The organism is Geodermatophilus sp. SYSU D01036, from assembly GCF_054050435.1.
Window position 1 is genome coordinate 347522 of record NZ_JBJGZJ010000001.1, and the last position, 16491, is coordinate 364012.

A 16491-nucleotide genomic window follows, 5' to 3' on the forward strand; every position below is an offset into this window, starting at 1 on the left:
TGTCGTGGGAGGGCCCGTCGTGGGAGGGCCCGTCGTGGGAGGGCCCGTCTCGAGGACACCCCGCGGCGGGACGGCCGGTGTCCCCGGGAACCGGCCGCGCGGCCGGCTGCCGGTGCGGCGGCGGGGTCAGACGACCGGCCGGTGTCGGCTGCCCATGCCGGCACGGACGGCACGGAGGACTGCGACGACGTCGCGCCGCACCGGAGGGACGAGCGCGACCACCACCAGGTACCCGGCCGCACCGGAGGCCACGGCGGCGGCGAGCGCCGTCAGTGACGACCGGCCCGCCAGCGCGTCGGCGGCCCACCAGGCGGAGCCCGCGACGACGGCGGTGAGCGCGAGGATGCGCAGCGCGCCGGTGACCAGGTGGTGCAGCGGGATGGGCGCCAGCCGCGACAGCCACCACAGGGACACCGGCCAGGTCAGGGCGGGCGCCACGGCGAACCCCGCGGCCACCCCGACGACGCCGTACCTGCTGCCCACGACGATGCAGACCAGCCGGACGGCGGTCTCGAACAGCGAGTACCGCACGAGCGAGCGGGTCAGTCCTCGGGACAGGTAGACCCAGTAGCCGACGAAGGCCAGGGTCTGGCAGATGCCCCCGACCGCCATCAGCCGCAGGACCGGCGCGACGCCCTCCCACCGGTCGCCGAGGAACACCGCCGTGACCGGTTCCGCGGCGCCCACGACCACCCCGAGGCCGGCGACGAAGGTGTAGCCGAGCGCCTGCTGACCGCGCCGGACGTACTCCGCCCAGCGGACGGGGTCGTCCTGCAGCCGGGAGAGGACCGGCAGGGCGACCTGGGTGGTCGGGGCCCGCAGCTGCCCGAGCGGGGCCATCAGCAGCTGGTAGGCACGGTTGTAGAGGCCCAGCGCAGCGGCGCCGGACCGGGTGCCGATGAGGAGTGCGTCGGCGTTGCGGCTGGCGTAGCCCAGCATCTCGATGCCGACCATGTGCCAGCCGAAGCGGAGCAGGCCGTCCATGGGGGTGCGCCGGTCGGGCCGCAGCGGCCGCCACCGCCCCGCGACGAGCACGAGCGCCGTCATCACCGCCGCCTGCACCAGCTGCTGCGCGACCAGCGCCCAGTGGCCCGCGCCGGACCCGGCCAGGACCAGCCCCGCGAGGAGGCCCACCGCGGGGGCGGCCACGTCGGCGGCGGCCAGCCGGCCGAACTGCAGGCGCCGCGTGAGGTCGGCCCGGTACTGGGTCGCGACGCCGTTGAGCACGAACACGCCCGCGAGCGCCTGGGTCATGGCGCCCAGCTCGGGCCGGCCGTACAGGGCCTCGACGAGAGGTGCGCCGGCGAACACGACGCCCGCCAGGAGGACGCCGGTGCCGGTGTTGACCCAGAACAGGTTGCTGCGCTGCTGGGCGGAGAGGGAGCGGGCCTGGACGGCTGCCGTCGACAGGCCGAGGTCCCGGAACACGTCGGCGACCCCGATGACGGCCATGACCATCGCGAGCAGGCCGTAGTCGGTCGGGCCCAGGAGCCGCGAGAGCAGGACGACGGAGAGGACCTGGACCCCGATGCGGAGCCCCTGTCCGGTCAGCGCGACCAGGACCCCCCGCGCCGCACGCCGGCCGAGCCCCGTCCCGGGCGCCTCACGGGTCGGTGCCGTCACCGCACCGCTCGCAGGTGGACGTGGGAGGTTCCCGGCGCGCGGCCGCCGACCTGTCGCGGCATGGTTCCCTCTCCGTCGCTGGCCCGTTCCCCCGACGGCGGGACCGGGCGCGATCAGACCACGGGTGCGCCTCCCGGGACGCCGGGAACGGCGGGGATCTCACCAGGACGGGCGAGGCCGGCCCGCGCCCGGCGCGGCAGAGTGTCCTCGAGCGGGACGCCGTCGGCGCGTCCCCGTGACACCTCTGGAGGCCGGGTCGTGCGTGCGAGACGGGGAGACACCGGACTCGTGGTCCTGCAGTCCTTCCCGCGGCCCCGGCCGACGACGAACCCGTACCTCGTCCAGCTCGGGCGCAGCCTGGCCGCGCTCCCCGACGTCCGGGTGCTGACCTTCTCCTGGCGCCGGGCGCTGCTCGGCGGCTACTCGGTCTTCCACGTGCACTGGCCGGAGATCCTGGTGTCGGGCACCGGCCCACTGCGGAAGGCGGTCCGCCAGGTGCTGTTCGCCGCGCTGCTGCTGCGGCTGCGGGCGACCCGCACCCCCCTGGTGAGGACCGTGCACAACCTCGAGCTGCCGCGGGACATCTCCCGGCGCGAGGTCGCCCTGCTGCGCTGGGCCGAGCGGTGGACGACGCTGCGGATCCGCATCAACGAGCAGACCCCGCTCCCCGACGGCGCCGCAGGTGTGACGATCCTGCACGGGCACTACCGGGACTGGTTCGCGCCGCACCGGCGGTCGACCGCGCGGCCGGGGCGTCTCGCGTTCGTCGGCCAGCTGCGCCGCTACAAGGGGGTCGACCGGCTCGTCGAGGCGTTCGCCGCCACCGCCGGCAGGACGCCGGAGGACCTCGAGCTCCGCGTGGCCGGCAACCCCTCCACCCCCGAGCTGGGCGCCGAGCTGGCCGGGCTGGCCGCCGGTGACCCGCGGGTGTCGGTGTCCCTGGGCTTCCTCGAGGACGCCGACCTGGTCGGTGAGGTCACCTCGGCCGAGCTCGTCGTCCTCCCCTACCGGGAGATGCACAACTCCGGTGGCGCTCTCGCCGCCCTCTCGCTCGACCGTCCCGTGCTCGTCCCCGACAACGCCACCAACACCCGTCTCGCCGAGGAGGTCGGCGCCGGCTGGGTGCACCGGTACGGCGGTGAGCTGACCGCCGGGCACCTGCTCGACGCCGTGGCGGCACTGCGGGCGGCGCCGCCGGCCGCGGCCCCCGACCTCAGCCGGCGGGACTGGGACCGGGCCGGCGAGTCCCACGCCGCCGCCTACCGGCAGGCGCTGCGGGCCCTGCACGGGTGACCGCGGCGCGCGTCAGCGCGTGAGCCGCAGCTCCCGGACGGGGCCGCCCTGCGTGACCAGGTCCCGCAGGGCGCGGGCGGCGAGACCCCGTTCCGCGTAACCGGCGAGCACGTCCGTCACCAGCGCCCCGCGGTCGAGCTCCGGCGCCGGCCCGTCGTCGGCCAGGTCCTGGGGTCCGGCGAAGCCGTCGTGGGCGAGCACGATCGCCCCTGGCCGCACGCCGTCCCGCGAGCGGGCGAGCCGGGCCGCGTGCGGCACGTCCTTCCAGTCCCACGTGCTCGGCCCCCACAGCACCGGCGTCAGCCCGGCCGCGAGGACCGCGCGGCACGTGCCCCAGGTCTGCCGACCGTAGGGCGGGCGGTGCCAGCGGACCGCCTGGCCCGTGACGTCCTCCAGCTCGGCCCGGCCCGCACGCACCGACCGGGCCACCTCGGGCAGCGGCAGGGTCGGGAGCGGCCGGTGGTCGACGCCGTGCAGCGCCACCTCGTGCCCGGCGGCGACGACCTCGGCGAGCAGGCCGGGGTGGCGCCGGACGCGGGTGAGGAGGACGAAGAAGGTGGCGGTGGCCCCGGCGTCGGCCAGCGCGGCCAGGACGCGGTCGGTGCCGCCCGGTTCGGGGCCGTCGTCGAAGGTGAGCGCGACCTGGGGGGCCTCGGTCCGGACGGACACCACCGAGCCCGCCAGGGGTGCGGCGACCCGCCGGGCGAGACGGGCCCCGGCCCGCAGGCGGCCGGACGTGCCGCTCGCGAGGAGGGTGGTCACGAGCCGGCCCGGGACAGCAGCCGCAGCCGCCACCGGCGCCCGTCCCGGGCGTAGGCCTCGTGCACGACGCCGAACGCGCCGGCGACCATCCCCGCGCCGCGGAACGCCGCGCGCGCCCCCCGGGCCTGGTGGCGCAGGGAGCCCACCGACAGCCCGAGCGCCCAGCGAAGCCCCCCACCGCCGACCCGGACCAGGCCGTGCCCCAGGGCGCGGGCACGGACGGCGAGGCGCGCCGGGGCCCGCCGGGTCAGCCGCAGCTCGGTGTGGACGGCGCCGGTGCCGTGGCTCCAGGCGCGGACCAGCACCCAGCGGCGGGTCATCCGCTCCAGCGGGACCTGGTCGACGGCGACGGACTCGTCGCACCACACCAGGCGCCCCCCGGCCCGCGCGAGGCTGCGGCTGAACAGGATGTCCTCTCCCCCGCCGAGACCGAGTGCCGGCTCGAAGCGGACACCGCTGCCGCGCACCTGTGCCAGGTCCAGCAGCAGGTTGCCGGTGGCGGCCATGTCGATCCGGGTGCCGCTGGGGAGGCTGCGGCGGACGAAGAACCTCCCGGCCGCGAGCCAGGGGTCGAGGGCGCCGGCGTACTCGGCCAGGACGCGGCCCGAGACCGCCGCGGCGCCGGTCGCCGCCCAGGTGTCGAGCAGTGCGGCGAGCCACCGGTCGCCCGGCCGCTCGTCGTCGTCGATGAAGGCCAGGAGGCGCGCGTCGCGGGCCTCGTCCATCGCCCGGTTGCGCACGGCGGCGATGCCGGGCCGCGGCTCGGCCGCGTACCGGACCCCGGGGCCGCCGGCCGCGGCGACGACGTCCTCGGCGCCGCGCCCGGGGTCGTTGTCCACCACGAGGACGTCGACGGCGTAGCGCGGCACCGAGCCCGAGGTCAGCTCGGCCGCCTGCCGGCACAGCATCGGCAGGAGGGCGCTGAGGTCGTCGGGGCGCCGGTAGGTGGGCACCGCGATGGTGACCCGTACCGTCTCGCCGGGGCCGGGGCCGGGGACCGGGACGGTGGTCGGGACGGTGGCCGGGGTGGTGGTCACGCGGTCCTCCGGTCCTGCGGGGTCACGGTGGCCGGCGGCCGCTCGGGTCCGTCCCCGCCCAGCGCGCCGACGACGGCCAGCAGGCCCTCGCGGTAGCGCTGCGGCGCGTGCCGCCGGCGAGCCTCCGCGGCGTCGTCGACGGCCTGCCGGCGCACGCGCGGCCAGTCCGCCAGCAGCTGCTGCACCGCGTCGGCCCAGGCGACGGGGTCACCCGGCGCCACCGGTCGCGCGCCGGAGTAGCCCGCGACGGCCTCGCGGAGCCCGCTGGAGTCGCTCACCACGAGCGGCCGGGCGGCGAGGACCGCCTCGACGGCGGCGTTGCCGAACGACTCCTCCGACACCGACGGCACCAGGACCACGTCGGCGGCTGCCAGCGCGGGCCCGACGTCCGGCCGGAACCCGAGGAAGGAGACCCGGTCGACCAGGCCCGCCGCGGCCACCCGGTCGCGCAGCTCGGCCTCGAACCACTCGTAGCCGGGGAAGACCGACCCGACGAGCGCCAGCCGGGCGTCGACGCCCCGGCGGGTCAGCTCGGCGAGCGCGGCCACGGCGACCTGGGGCCCCTTCCGCGGCGAGAGCCGGCCGACGTACAGCAGCTGCGCGGGAGGACCCGGCGTGGGGCGCGGCCCGGCAGGAGCGGCCGGTCCCCGCACGGCGTTGTGCAGCACGGTGCTGCGGCGGAGCACGCGGGGCGCGACGTCACCGAGCACGTCCCGGGTGAAGGCGCTGTTGACGACGACGCGGGTGGCCAGCGCCGGCGCGACCGCGAGGCCGCGGCGGACCGGGCGCGGCAGCGACCGCTCCGCCTCGTGCACGTGGACGACCGAGGGACGCCCCGCCAGCCGGGCCAGCAGCGGCCAGGTCGGCAGCGTCAGCGTGTTGACGTAGACCCCCGCAGCGCCGTGACGGCGGGCGAGCCGCACCGCGGGCAGGGCGCCGCGGACGGCGTCGGCGGCCAGCCGCAGGGCCCCGCGCGGCCGCAGCGCGGCGTTGCGCAGCACCGGCATCGGGCAGTGCACGACCCGGACCCCGCGCCGGTCCAGCTCGTCGGCCAGCGGCCCGGGACCCGGCAGCGCGACGGTGACCGCGAACCGGGTGCGGAGGGCGTCGACCGACTCGAGCAGCATCCGGTCCGCCCCGTACAGGTCGGCTCCGGGGTGCACGACGAGGACGCCGGGACGGAGCCCGGCCGCGGCGGGCCGCCGGAGGGAACGGAGGGCCGGGCGGGCGCCGGCGAGTGACCCGCGTGCCGCGGCGAGCAGGGGCCGCGGGGACCGGAGCAGCTGGCGCCGGCCGCCGCGCAGCACGACCTCCCAGCCGGCCGCCGGTGCGGTCACCAGCCAGCGCAGCACGGCCCGCCGGCCCAGGTGCCGCGCCGCGAACGCCAGCCGGTTGCGGCAGTTCCAGTAGTAGTAGCCCTCGGACATGGCCTCGCCGTGCCGCACCTGGGTGCCGCCCTCGTCGTGCACGGCCACGAGGTCCTCGCACACCACGAGGCGGGCGCCGGCCCGCAGGGCGCGGTAGCTGAGGTCGACGTCCTCCCAGTAGAGGAAGTAACCGTCGTCGAAGCCGCCGAGCAGGTCGAACAGCTCCGCGTGCACGACCAGGCAGGCACCGGTCAGCCAGTCGCGGACGCCGTCCGGTGCGGCGGGGTCGGTGATCCGCCGGCCGGTACGGCCGTCGCGCAGCCGCAGCCGCGAGCCGGCGAACCAGACGCTCCCGTCCGACCGAGTGATCACCGGGCTGAGCAGGGCCATGGGGTCGGCCACGCTGCGGGCGGCGAGCTCGTCCACCACGGTGCGTTCGACGACGGCGTCGGGGTTGAGCAGGAGGAACGTGACGCAGCCGAGCCGGCGGGCCGCGGCGACGCCGGCGTTGACGCCCGCGCCGAAGCCGCGGTTGTCGGGGAGCGCGACCAGCTCCCACCCCTCCTCGCGGGCGAGGGCGGTGACCGCGCGCCGCTCCTCGCCGGTGGAGAGGTTGTCCACGACGACGACGGGCAGGCCGGTCCGGCCGAGGGGGACGAGGGTGCGGCGCAGCAGCGCCGACGAGCCGTAGTTCACGACGACGACGCCGAGCGGCCCCGTCCTCCGCGTGTCGGAGGACGGGGCCGCTGCGACGGGTGCTTCCACGGTCACCCTGCGATGTTCCCGGTCGGTGAGCGGCGCCGGCAGTGCCGGCCGGCGCCGCTCACCCCGGGGGGTGAGGCCGGGTCAGCCGGCCCACGGGGCGGTGCCCGCGGGCCCGACCCACAGGTCGTCGACCTGCACGGTGGAGCTGCGGGTGGCGCTGCCCGAGGTGTACTCGTAGAGGTACAGCGCGCCCGGCTGCTGCAGCGCCGCCGTGGCGTCGGTGGCGGTCAGCAGCCAGCCCGCCGGCTCCGCCGTCCCCGCGGCCCACGCCTTCACCCGCAGCGACGTCGTGCCGGTGCCCTGGGTCTCGAAGCGCACCGTCAGCGGCTGCCCGGCCGTGTACCCGCCGGGCAGCGTGGTGCCGGTGAGGATCGTCTCCACCCCGCCCACGTGCCGCACCAGCATCACCTCGAGCTGGCCGTCGGACCGGAACCGCAGCAGCACCCGGTAGTCGCTGCCGCTGCCGTCCACCCGGCGGGTGGCCAGGCTGGCGTAGCTGCCGCCACCGGTCGCCGTCTGCGGGAGGGTGAGGGACGCCTGCACGGCCACGTCGGTCTGTGACAGGTCGCCCAGCAGCGCCCAGGCGTTCTGCCCGGCGGCGCCGACCAGGCGGCCCGTGCCGCCGGTCACCGACGTGGACCCCCAGCCGCCGACGGCCCAGGCGCCACCGCGGTCGGCGGTGCCCCAGCCGGCGGGCACCTCCCGGCCGAAGGCGTCGGCCGCGAGGGACCCGTCACCGGGCTGCGGCCCGGGCTCGGGCTCGGGTGCCGGCGCGGTGACGGTGACCTGCTGCGAGCTCGTCGCCGTCGCGCCGTCGTCGTCGGTCACGGTCAGGCGCACGGTGTAGGTGCCCGCCGCCGCGTAGGTGTGCGACGCCGTGCGCCCGGTGGCCGTGCCGCCGTCCCCGAAGTCCCACGCGTACGCGGAGACCGAGCCGTCGGCGTCGGTCGACCCCGAGGCGTCGACCGCGACCGACAGACCCGAGGCCCGGGCGGTGAAGGCCGCCGTCGGTGCCGCGTTGGCCGGCGGCACCGGATCGCCGGGCTGCTGGGGCTGGGTGCCCGGGCGGGCGCCCGCGGGTCCGGCCCACAGGTCGTCGACCCGCAGCACCGAGGCCCGCGTGGCGCTGCCCGAGGTGTACTCGTAGAGGTACAGGGCACCCGGCCGCTGCAGCGACGCCGTGGCGTCGGTGGTGGTGACCAGCCACGCCGCGGGCTCGGCGGTGCCGGTCGCCCACGCCTTGGCGCGCAGCTCGGTGGTGCCGGTGCCCTGGGTCTCGAAGCGCACCGTCAGCGGCTGCCCCGCCGTGTACCCGCCGGGCAGCGTGGTGCCGGTGAGGATCGTCTCCACCCCGCCCACGTACCGCACCAGCATCACCTCGAGCTGGCCGTCCGAGCGGAACCGCAGCAGCACCCGGTAGTCGCTGCCGCTGCCGTCCACCCGGCGGGTGGCCAGGCTGACGTAGGTGCCACCGCCGGTGGCCGGCTGCGGCATCGTCAACGAGGCCTGCACCGTCACGTCGGTCTGCGACACCGCTCCCAACAGCGCGGAGACGTTCTGGCGCGCCGCCGTCGTCAGCTGCCCGGCGCCGCCGGTCACCGACGCGCCGGCCGTGTTGCCGGCGACCGTCCACGCCCCGCCCCGGTCGGCGGTGCCCCAGCCACCGGCGACCTCCCGGCCGAACGCGTCGCTCGCGAGTGCCCCGTCACCGGGCTGCGGCTCGGGCTGCGGCGCCGGCGCGGTGACGGTCACCTGCCGGGTCGTCGTCGCCGTCGCCCCGCGGTCGTCGGTCACGGTGAGCCGCACGGTGTAGGTGCCCGCCGTCGCGTAGGTGTGCGACGCCGTGCGCCCGGTGCCGGCGGCGCCGTCACCGAAGTCCCACGCCCAGGAGGCGATGGAGCCGTCGGCGTCGGCCGAGCCGGCCGCGTCCACGCTCGCGGTCAAGCCCGCGGCCGTGGCGGTGAACGCGGCGGTCGGGAGCTGGTTGGGCACGACGACGACCGTCCCGGCCGGCTCGGCCCGGAAGTCGTCGACCCGCAGCACCGAGGGCCGCGTGGCGCTGCCCGAGGTGTACGCGTAGACGAACAGCCCGCCGGGCCGCTGCAGCGCCGCCGTGGTGTCGGTGGTGGTCAGCAGCCAGTTCGCCGGCTCGGCGGTGCCGGTCGCCCAGGCCTTGGCCCGCAGCGACGTCGTCCCGGTGCCCTCGGTCTCGAACCGCACCGTCAGCGGCTGCCCGGCCGTGTGGCCGCCGGGCAGCGTGGTGCCGGTGAGGATCGTCTCCACCCCGCCCACGTACCGCACCAGCATCACCTCGAGCTGGCCGTCGGCGCGGAAGCGCAGCAGCGTGCGGTAGTCGCTCGTGCCCACCCGGCGGGTGGCCAGGCTGACGTAGGTGCCACCCCCGGTCGCTGCCTGCGGCAGGGTCAGGGACGCCTGCACCGCCACGTCGCTGCGGGAGACCCCGGTCAACGCCGCGGACGCGCTGGTCCCCGCCGGCGCGGTCAGCTGCCCGGCGCCGCCGGTCACCGACGCGCCGGCCGTGTTGCCGGCGACCGTCCACGCCCCGCCCCGGTCGGCGGTGCCCCAGCCACCGGCGACCTCCCGGCCGAACGCGTCCGCGGCGTAGGAGCCCTCGCCGGTGGGCGCGGCGGTGACGGTGACCTGCTGCGAGCTCGTCGCCGTCGCGCCGTCGTCGTCGGTCACGGTCAGGCGCACGGTGTAGGTGCCCGCCGTCGCGTAGGTGTGCGACGCCGTGCGCCCGGTGCCGGCGGCGCCGTCACCGAAGTCCCACGCCCAGGAGGCGACCGAGCCGTCCAGGTCGCTCGACGTGGAGCCGTCGACGGCCACCGTCAGGTCGCTGACCGCCGGGGTGAACGCCGCGGTCGGGGCGACGTTGGCGCCGCGCCCCAGGGCGACGTGCGTGGCGACCTGCTGCGCCGACAGCGGCCGGCCGTAGACGGCGACCTCGTCGACCTGGCCCGAGAACCACTCCTGGCCCGCGAACCAGCTGCTGTCCCCGCCGATCCGCCAGAAGCCGTCGTACGGCAGCGGGCGGGCCACGTCACCGCGGGAGGCCACGAGCGTCCCGTCGACGAACAGCTCCAGTCCCCCGGTGGTCATGGTCCCCACCACGTGGTGCCAGCGGCCGTCGTTGTAGGCCTGCTGGCCGTGCACCTCCACGTTGACCCCGTTGTGCACGCCGAAGTACACCCGCCCGGCAGTGTCCATGTAGACGTGCCGGTCGAAGTTGGTGCTGGGGCTCGTGTTGGAGTTGCCCAGACCGACAATCTTGCCGCCGCGGGTCGTCGTCGTCCTGAACCACGCCTCGACCGAGACCACGTTGGGGGTCCTGACGGCGGACTGGGTCGCGACGAGGCCGGAGCTCGTCCCGTTCACGCCGATCGCGCCGTTCCCGTCGCCGAGGGCGCCCGCCTGGACACGGGTCACGCCCGAGCCGAGCGTCATGTCCTGCCCGCCGGCGACGTCGTACGTCCTGGTGCCCGAGGTCTCGCCGAGCGGCCAGTACGCCACCGCGCCGTCGGCCATGACCGCCGACGCGTAGGGGCGCTCGGAGCTGGTGCTGCCGCTGGGGACCTGCGCGGTGACCCACCCGGAGGCGAGCACGTTGCCGAACGGGTCCGACGCCGTGACCCGGTAGCGGTGCGAGCCGGCCGTCGCTCCGCGGTCGAGGCACCCGTGGGTGTTGACGACCCACCACGTCGAGGGCCGGGTGACCACGCAGGCCGGCGTCGCGGTGTCGCTGTCCCGGTACACCCGGTAGGTGAGGTGCTCGTTGTCGCGGTCCACCGCGGCGCGCCAGGTGACCCGCATGGCGCCGGGGACGGCGGTCACCGTCGGGGCGAAGGTGCCCGACGCACGGGGCGCCACGGCGTTCGGCGCGAGCGAGGGGACGGCGAAGCGCACCAGCCCCTGCTGCTGGACACCGTTGACGCCGGGGAACTCCCCGCCGTAGGTGAGGTACTGGCCGTTGCCGGTGACGCTCCAGGCGGCCTGGGACGCGCCGCTGACGGTGCCGGTGGAGAAGGTGGGGAACCAGGTCAGCAGCGACGGCGACGGCTGGCCGACGAGGTTGTTGTTGCGCATGCCGCTCGGGCCGACCTTGCCCGTCGCGACCTGCGACAGGGCGGTGGCGAACTGGTGCACGCGCGGGTCCTGCTCGGGGTACGCACCGATCTGGCTGCAGTCGTGCGGGTGCCCGGCCATGTAGACGACGCCGCTGGTGGCGAAGGCGGAGAAGCTGTCGCCGCGGCAGTCGTTGATCCAGCGGACCGCGCCGCCGTCGGGGTCGACCGCGAACGAGCCCTCGAGGTTGCCGGGGCCGTAGAAGTCGTAGCCGGTGCCGTACACCGACGTGCCGTCGGTGCTCAGGCTCCAGATGGCCGAGTTGACGCCCTGGTTGGTGATCAGCCGGCCGATGGCGAAGGGCCGGGTGGCGCCCGTGACGCCGTCGACGGCCCCGACACCGGTGGACCGGGTGCCGTTGAGCGTGTCGAACCGGCCGGCGACGACGACCTGGCCGTTCGGGCCGGCCACGACGAGGCCCATCACCGAGTTGCTGGTCCGGTTGTTCTGCGGGTCGTTGTTCGGCAGCCAGTTGCCGGCGGTCGACCCGACGCCGGGCACCGGGGCCCACGGCAGGAGCTGACCGCCGGCGGACACGGCGGCGAGCCGGGTCCGGCTCACGCTGCCGACGGCCGTGAAGTCACCACCGAGGTAGACCCGGTCGTTGGTGGCGGCGATGGCGCGGACCGGCGCGTTGACCGCCGGCCGGAACTCGCTGACCAGCCGGCCCGTGGCCGTGTCGTACGCGGCGACCTGGTACCGGGTCTGACCGTCGGCCACGGTGAAGTCACCGCCCACGTAGACGCGGGACCCGTCGGGCGAGGCGGCCACGACCAGTGCCTGCGCGTTGAGGGAGGGGGCGAAGGACGTGACCAGCTCGCCGGTGCGGATGTCGTAGGCCAGCAGGTTGTTCCGCACGACCTCCTGGGTGCCGGGCGCCGCGCCGGCCGGACGGGCGCGGCTGAACTGCCCGGCGACGTAGACCGTGTTGCCCACCACGACCTGCGACCAGACGATCCCGTTGATCTGCACGGTCGGCAGCGGGTCCGCGGTGACGGTCGCCGGGACCGCCGGGTCGGCCGGTGCCGGCGGCGCGCTGTCGGCCCGCGCGGTGCCGGGGACGAGGAGAGCCAGGACGCCGGCCGCCAGCAGGGCGACCAGAGTTCCCGCCAACGACTTCCTGGATGTGGTGACCACGCGTGCGGCCATGCCGGATCCCCCGCTCGTTCGATGCAGCCCGACCGGCCTTCCGGACAGACCGGCAGACACTAAGAGTGACGAGATCGGGGAGGCCAGGGTGAACTGATCACCTGATCAGGGGTTTCTGGCCACGACCCTCCTGCCGACGCCGGCGAGAGGATCACCGTGCGTCAGCACCGTCGGGGTCTCCTTCATGAGGGGGGTGGGGGCGCGCCTCACGCCTTGGGGGGAGCTCCTGCCCCGGGGGCCTCCTCCGGAGACGTGCGCGGCCGGAGACTGGCGGCTCGACAGAACTGCCTCGTTCCCCGTCCTCGGCGGCGAGGTGGCGGGATCCTCCCCGGAGGACCCGGACGAGCCGGGGTCCGAGGAGTCAGGACATGTCCTCCGCGACTGCCGGGACGCCGTCCCGCCTCTCGTTCGGCGACACCGTCGCCGCCTTGCGCAGCACGGGCAAGCCGTCGCACCACGCGCCGCTGTACTCCCGGCTGGTGAACCGCCCACTGGGCAGGTACCTGGCCGCCGTCGCCCACCGCCTGGGCCTCACCCCCGACCAGGTGACCACGGTGAGCGCGGTGTGCACCGCCGTCGGCATCGGGCTGCTCGCGCTGGCCCGTCCGAGCTGGGTCGTCGGGGTCGCCGTCACGCTGCTGCTCGCCCTGGGCTACGCCCTCGACTCCGCCGACGGTCAGCTGGCCCGGCTGCGCGGCGGGGGCACCCGGGCCGGCGAGTGGCTCGACCACATGGTCGACTGCGCGAAGGGAGCCGCCGTCCACGTCGCCGTCCTGGTCTCGCTGTACCGCTTCGCCGACGCGGAGCCCCGGCTGCTGCTGCTACCCGTGCTCTTCGGCCTGGTCACGACGGTGATGTTCTTCGGCACCGTGCTGACCGACCAGCTGCGGCGCTCCGGCGGGACGGTGGCGGGGGCGGGGACGGGGCCCCGGTCGGCGGCACGGTCGTTCCTCACCGCACCGGCGGACTACGGCGTCCTGTGCCTCGCCTTCGTGTTCCTCCCGTGGACCTCGGTCTTCCTGGCCGTCTACGCCGTCCTCTTCGTCGGCACGGCGGCCTACCTCGCGGCGGGGCTCGTGCGGTGGCACGGGCAGGTGGCCGAACTCGACGCCTCCCGCTGACCGCGGCTCGTGGGCGGACGGCCCGGGCGCGTGCGGACCGGCGGCCTGGTCCGGTGACGCCGCTGCACCCCGGAGCCCGACCCGGTGCCGGTCACCGGCGGGCCGTCGTGCACCACCGTCGCCGGCACGGGCGCCCGGGCCCGGGCCACCGGGGTCGTGCGCACGACCGGGCGCCTCCGTGGGTGGCCCGCCCAGCCCGCGGGACCTCGCGGTGACGGCCACGTCGGCCTCCCCCGACGTCGGGAAGTGCCTCTCCCCGGATCGCGGACGGGCGCCGGAGCGGACCTGGCCCCCGGTCCCGGTCGCCGGTGGCGGATCACGCGTCCCCGCGCCCCGTGCGACGGTCACCGGCGGGTGAGGGACCGGACGACGTGTGCTGCCGCGGCGCGAGCGGGGCCGGTGGCACGTCCCGCGAGACGCGGGTGGACCGGTCAGCCCTCGGGCCGCATCCGGAGCAGCCGGGCCGGCACGCCGCCGTACACGCCGTGGGCGGGGTACTCCCCGGCGGTCACCACGGCACCGGCCGCGATCACCACGCCGTCACCGATGCGGGCGCCGTCGAGGACGGTCACCCGGGAGCCGATCCAGCAACCGCTCCCCACCTCGATGCCCCGGTGCGTGACGCCCTGGTCGCGGATGGGGACGTCGCGGCGGGCGAAGACGTGGTCCTCGGAGTGGAAGGAGACGAACTCCCCCACGATGGTGTCCGCACCGATCCGGATGCCGCCGGCGCAGCCGTAGAGGTTGTCCGACCCGAGGCCCGTACCCGGACCGACGGTCAGGCCGCGCCCGAGCGTGGCCACGCTCCCGGTGCACTCGATGCGCGTGTTGCGTCCGACCGTGACGCCGTCGCCGAGGTGCACGCCCTCGACGGACGTCGCGTCGACCAGGCAGCCGTGCCCGAGGGTGACCCCGCGGCCGGTGGTCAGCCGGCGCTTGCCCCGCAGCCGCACGCGCGCGCCCACGAACGGCCGCGACGACCGGGTGGGGAACCGCACCAGACCCCGAGCGGCCATGACCCCGCGCTCCACGACCAGCGCGAGGACGTACGCGGGGCCGATCCGGGGATCGATGGCGAGGGGCCGGCCGCGCAGCTCACCGGCCGTCCGCACGACCCAGCGGCGGAGCGCGGCACCACCGCGTGGTGGTCCGGTCCCGGACGAGGACGCAGGACGTCCTCGGGTGCTGTCCATCTGCCCGCGTCCTCAGCCCACCGGTCCGGTGAAGACCATCAGCGGCGCACCGGCCTGGTGACCGACGACGACGGTCACCCGCTGCCGCTGGTCCTCGGGGACGCGGAAGACGTACACGCCGTCGGCGGTGTCCCCCGGCGCCACCGTGCCCGAGAAGGGTGCGCGGGACGGGTCCTCCAACGGGGAGGCGGGGGTGTCGGTCTCCCCGTGGGTCATCCGCACGACCGCCCCGTCGAGCGGGACCGGCGCGGAGGTCCCGTTGGAGACCCGGACGGTGACGCGCAGCGCCGGGCCGGCGATGTTGCCGGGACCGAAACCGGTCCCCTCCACGGCCTCCACGGTCTGCACCGTGGCGGTGACGCCGTCGGCCGACTCCGCGGTCCCGTCGAACGAGACGGCCGGCCGGCTCGGCGGCGGCTCGTCCGCGACCTCGGTCGGTCCGCTCGGCTCCGGGGTGACCGGCGCGGGCGGCGTGCTGCTCCCGCCGGTCGGGGTCGCGGTCGGGGGGACCCCCTCCGCGATCCCGCCGACCGTGGCGCTCGGCACCGCGTCGGCCGCGGTCGGTGCCTCGTCGCCGCCGCGGGGCAGCGCCCACAGCACCCCGCCGACGAGCGCGGCGACGACGACGGCCAGCAGCAGCAGCCGGCGCCTCGGTCCCACCCGTCCCGTCCGGCCGGGCCGGGTCATCGGACACCCCGGCCCGGGGCACCCTGCGCGGTGGTCGCGTCCGCCAGGTCGAGGTCCGGGACGGCCGGGACGGCGTGTGGCTGCAGGGGCGCGCCGGCGCCCACGCGGTCCTGCGGGGGCCGTGCCCACCGTGGGACCGCGGCCGGCACCTGCGTCTCGACGTCCGGGACCGGGCTCCGGCGGCCGGACGGGCGGCGCTGGGGACCCTGACCGGTGACCAGACGGTCCACCAGCTCCTCGTATCCCCGCGCCACCTCGTCCCAGTCGTAACGCGCCGCCATCTCGCGCGACCGGACGCGGTCGCGGGCGACGCGCCCGGGGTCGGCCTCGGCGGCGGCCACCTCACGGGCGACGTCGCCGGGCGTGCGGAAGAAGCGGCCCGCGTCGCGCACGACCTCGCGGTTGAACGAGACGTCGAAGGCGGTGACCGCAGCGCCCGCGCCGATGGCGCGCAGCAGCGAGGGGTTGGTGCCGCCGACCGAGTGGCCGTGCAGGTAGGTCGCGCAGTGGGCGTAGAGCTGGTCGAGCAGCTCCTGGTCCCAGACGCCGCCGAGGAACCGCACCCGCTCGTCGGCGAGCGCGTGCACCCGGCGCGTGTAGTCGTCGCTGTAGGGCGCCGAGCCGACGACGACCAGCGGCTTGGCGGCGTCGCTGGCGGCGTAGCCCTCGACGACGACGTCGACGTGGTTCTCCGGCTCGAACCGGGCCACCACCAGGTGGTAGCCGCCGGGCTCGAGGCCGAGCTCCGCCAGCCGGTGCGCGCCCGGGGCGATCAGCGGCGCGCCGTAGGTGAGCAGCGTCGTCGGCGCGGCGAAGGCCGCGCGGTAGTACTCGGCGATGCCCTCGGCGTCGGCGATGAGGACGTCGGACCAGCGCACGGCCAGCGCCTCGGCGGTCCGGTAGTAGCGGCGGCCGGCGCCGCCCCACTTGGCGCGCTTCCACTCCAGGCCGTCGACGTGCGTCGCGACCGGGATGCGGGCGGCGCGCAGCAGCGGCAGCAGCGGGGCGTTGGCCGCGTTGAAGACGATCGCGGCGTCGGTGCGGTGGGCCAGCAGGTGCCGGACCGACAGGGCGGTGTGGCTGAGGGTCTCCAGCGACCGGCGGCGGGCGGCCGGCAGGTGCACCAGCTCCATGCCGAGGTGCTCGGCCGGCGGCTCGGGAGCGCCCGGGACCGTGCGGCAGTACACGACCACCCGGTGCCCGCGCTCGACGAGCCGGCGGCCCACCTCCTCGACCGCCGTCTCGAAACCGCCGTAGCGGGCCGGGACGCCGCGGGTCCCCACCATGGCGATGCTCGTGCGGTTCATCGGCCGGTCCTCCGGGAGTGCGGCGCCTCGCGGCGCACGGTCGG

General features: G+C 76.6%; 10 protein-coding genes. 2 read left to right on the forward strand and 8 right to left on the reverse strand.

The annotated features are described in order from the left end of the window. Positions 1-126 precede the first annotated feature (126 nt). Positions 127-1623, reverse strand: a complete 1497-nt coding sequence (locus tag ACI8AR_RS01835) for a lipopolysaccharide biosynthesis protein (RefSeq protein WP_457049452.1) — start codon at positions 1621-1623, stop codon at positions 127-129. 288 nt (positions 1624-1911) lie between these two features. Between ACI8AR_RS01835 and ACI8AR_RS01840 the strand changes: the two genes are divergently transcribed. Continuing rightward, positions 1912-2916: a glycosyltransferase gene (locus ACI8AR_RS01840; RefSeq protein WP_457049453.1), complete on the forward strand. Its 1005-nt coding sequence runs from the start codon at positions 1912-1914 to the stop codon at positions 2914-2916. Between the two features lie 12 nt (positions 2917-2928). Here the strand turns inward: ACI8AR_RS01840 and ACI8AR_RS01845 are convergent, their stop codons facing one another. The 4 genes from ACI8AR_RS01845 to ACI8AR_RS01860 all read right to left on the reverse strand — a co-directional run bounded on the left by ACI8AR_RS01845 (position 2929) and on the right by ACI8AR_RS01860 (position 12139). After that, positions 2929-3678 carry a polysaccharide deacetylase family protein gene (locus ACI8AR_RS01845; RefSeq protein ID WP_457049454.1) on the reverse strand — a complete coding sequence of 250 codons (750 nt, stop codon included), beginning with the start codon at positions 3676-3678 and terminating at the stop codon, positions 2929-2931. Continuing rightward, positions 3675-4715: a glycosyltransferase family 2 protein gene (locus ACI8AR_RS01850; protein WP_457049455.1), complete on the reverse strand. Its 1041-nt coding sequence runs from the start codon at positions 4713-4715 to the stop codon at positions 3675-3677. Before ACI8AR_RS01850 ends, ACI8AR_RS01845 begins: the two co-directional genes overlap by 4 nt. Continuing rightward, a complete protein-coding gene (locus ACI8AR_RS01855; protein WP_457049456.1) occupies positions 4712-6847 on the reverse strand; it encodes a glycosyltransferase in 2136 nt (711 codons plus the stop codon). The genes ACI8AR_RS01850 and ACI8AR_RS01855 overlap by 4 nt, the downstream gene beginning before the upstream one ends. Before the next feature lie 81 nt (positions 6848-6928). Beyond that, positions 6929-12139, reverse strand: coding sequence for a PKD domain-containing protein (locus ACI8AR_RS01860; RefSeq protein WP_457049457.1), 5211 nt, complete (start codon positions 12137-12139; stop codon positions 6929-6931). Between the two features lie 368 nt (positions 12140-12507). On the opposite strand from ACI8AR_RS01860, the gene ACI8AR_RS01865 reads away from it, so the two are divergent. Continuing rightward, on the forward strand, positions 12508-13260 hold the full coding sequence (locus ACI8AR_RS01865) for a CDP-alcohol phosphatidyltransferase family protein (protein ID WP_457049458.1): 753 nt from the start codon (positions 12508-12510) through the stop codon (positions 13258-13260). Between the two features lie 431 nt (positions 13261-13691). Here ACI8AR_RS01865 and ACI8AR_RS01870 read toward each other — a convergent pair whose 3' ends face one another. The 3 genes from ACI8AR_RS01870 to ACI8AR_RS01880 all read right to left on the reverse strand — a co-directional run bounded on the left by ACI8AR_RS01870 (position 13692) and on the right by ACI8AR_RS01880 (position 16447). After that, positions 13692-14372: an acyltransferase gene (locus ACI8AR_RS01870; protein ID WP_457049459.1), complete on the reverse strand. Its 681-nt coding sequence runs from the start codon at positions 14370-14372 to the stop codon at positions 13692-13694. 93 nt (positions 14373-14465) lie between these two features. Then, entirely contained in the window at positions 14466-15113 is a 648-nt protein-coding gene (locus tag ACI8AR_RS01875) for a hypothetical protein (RefSeq protein ID WP_457049460.1), read from the reverse strand. A gap of 23 nt (positions 15114-15136) precedes the next feature. After that, complete coding sequence (locus ACI8AR_RS01880) at positions 15137-16447, reverse strand: DUF1972 domain-containing protein (protein WP_457049461.1); 1311 nt, start codon at positions 16445-16447, stop codon at positions 15137-15139. Positions 16448-16491: the final 44 nt, after the last annotated feature.

Bases quoted from the DNA above. Each gene is read 5' to 3' on its own strand.
- ACI8AR_RS01860 (WP_457049457.1), bottom strand. From the start codon at position 12,139: ATGGCCGCACGCGTGGTCACCACATCCAGGAAGTCGTTGGCGGGAACT.
- ACI8AR_RS01880 (WP_457049461.1), bottom strand. From the start codon at position 16,447: ATGAACCGCACGAGCATCGCCATGGTGGGGACCCGCGGCGTCCCGGCC.
- ACI8AR_RS01865 (WP_457049458.1), top strand. From the start codon at position 12,508: ATGTCCTCCGCGACTGCCGGGACGCCGTCCCGCCTCTCGTTCGGCGAC.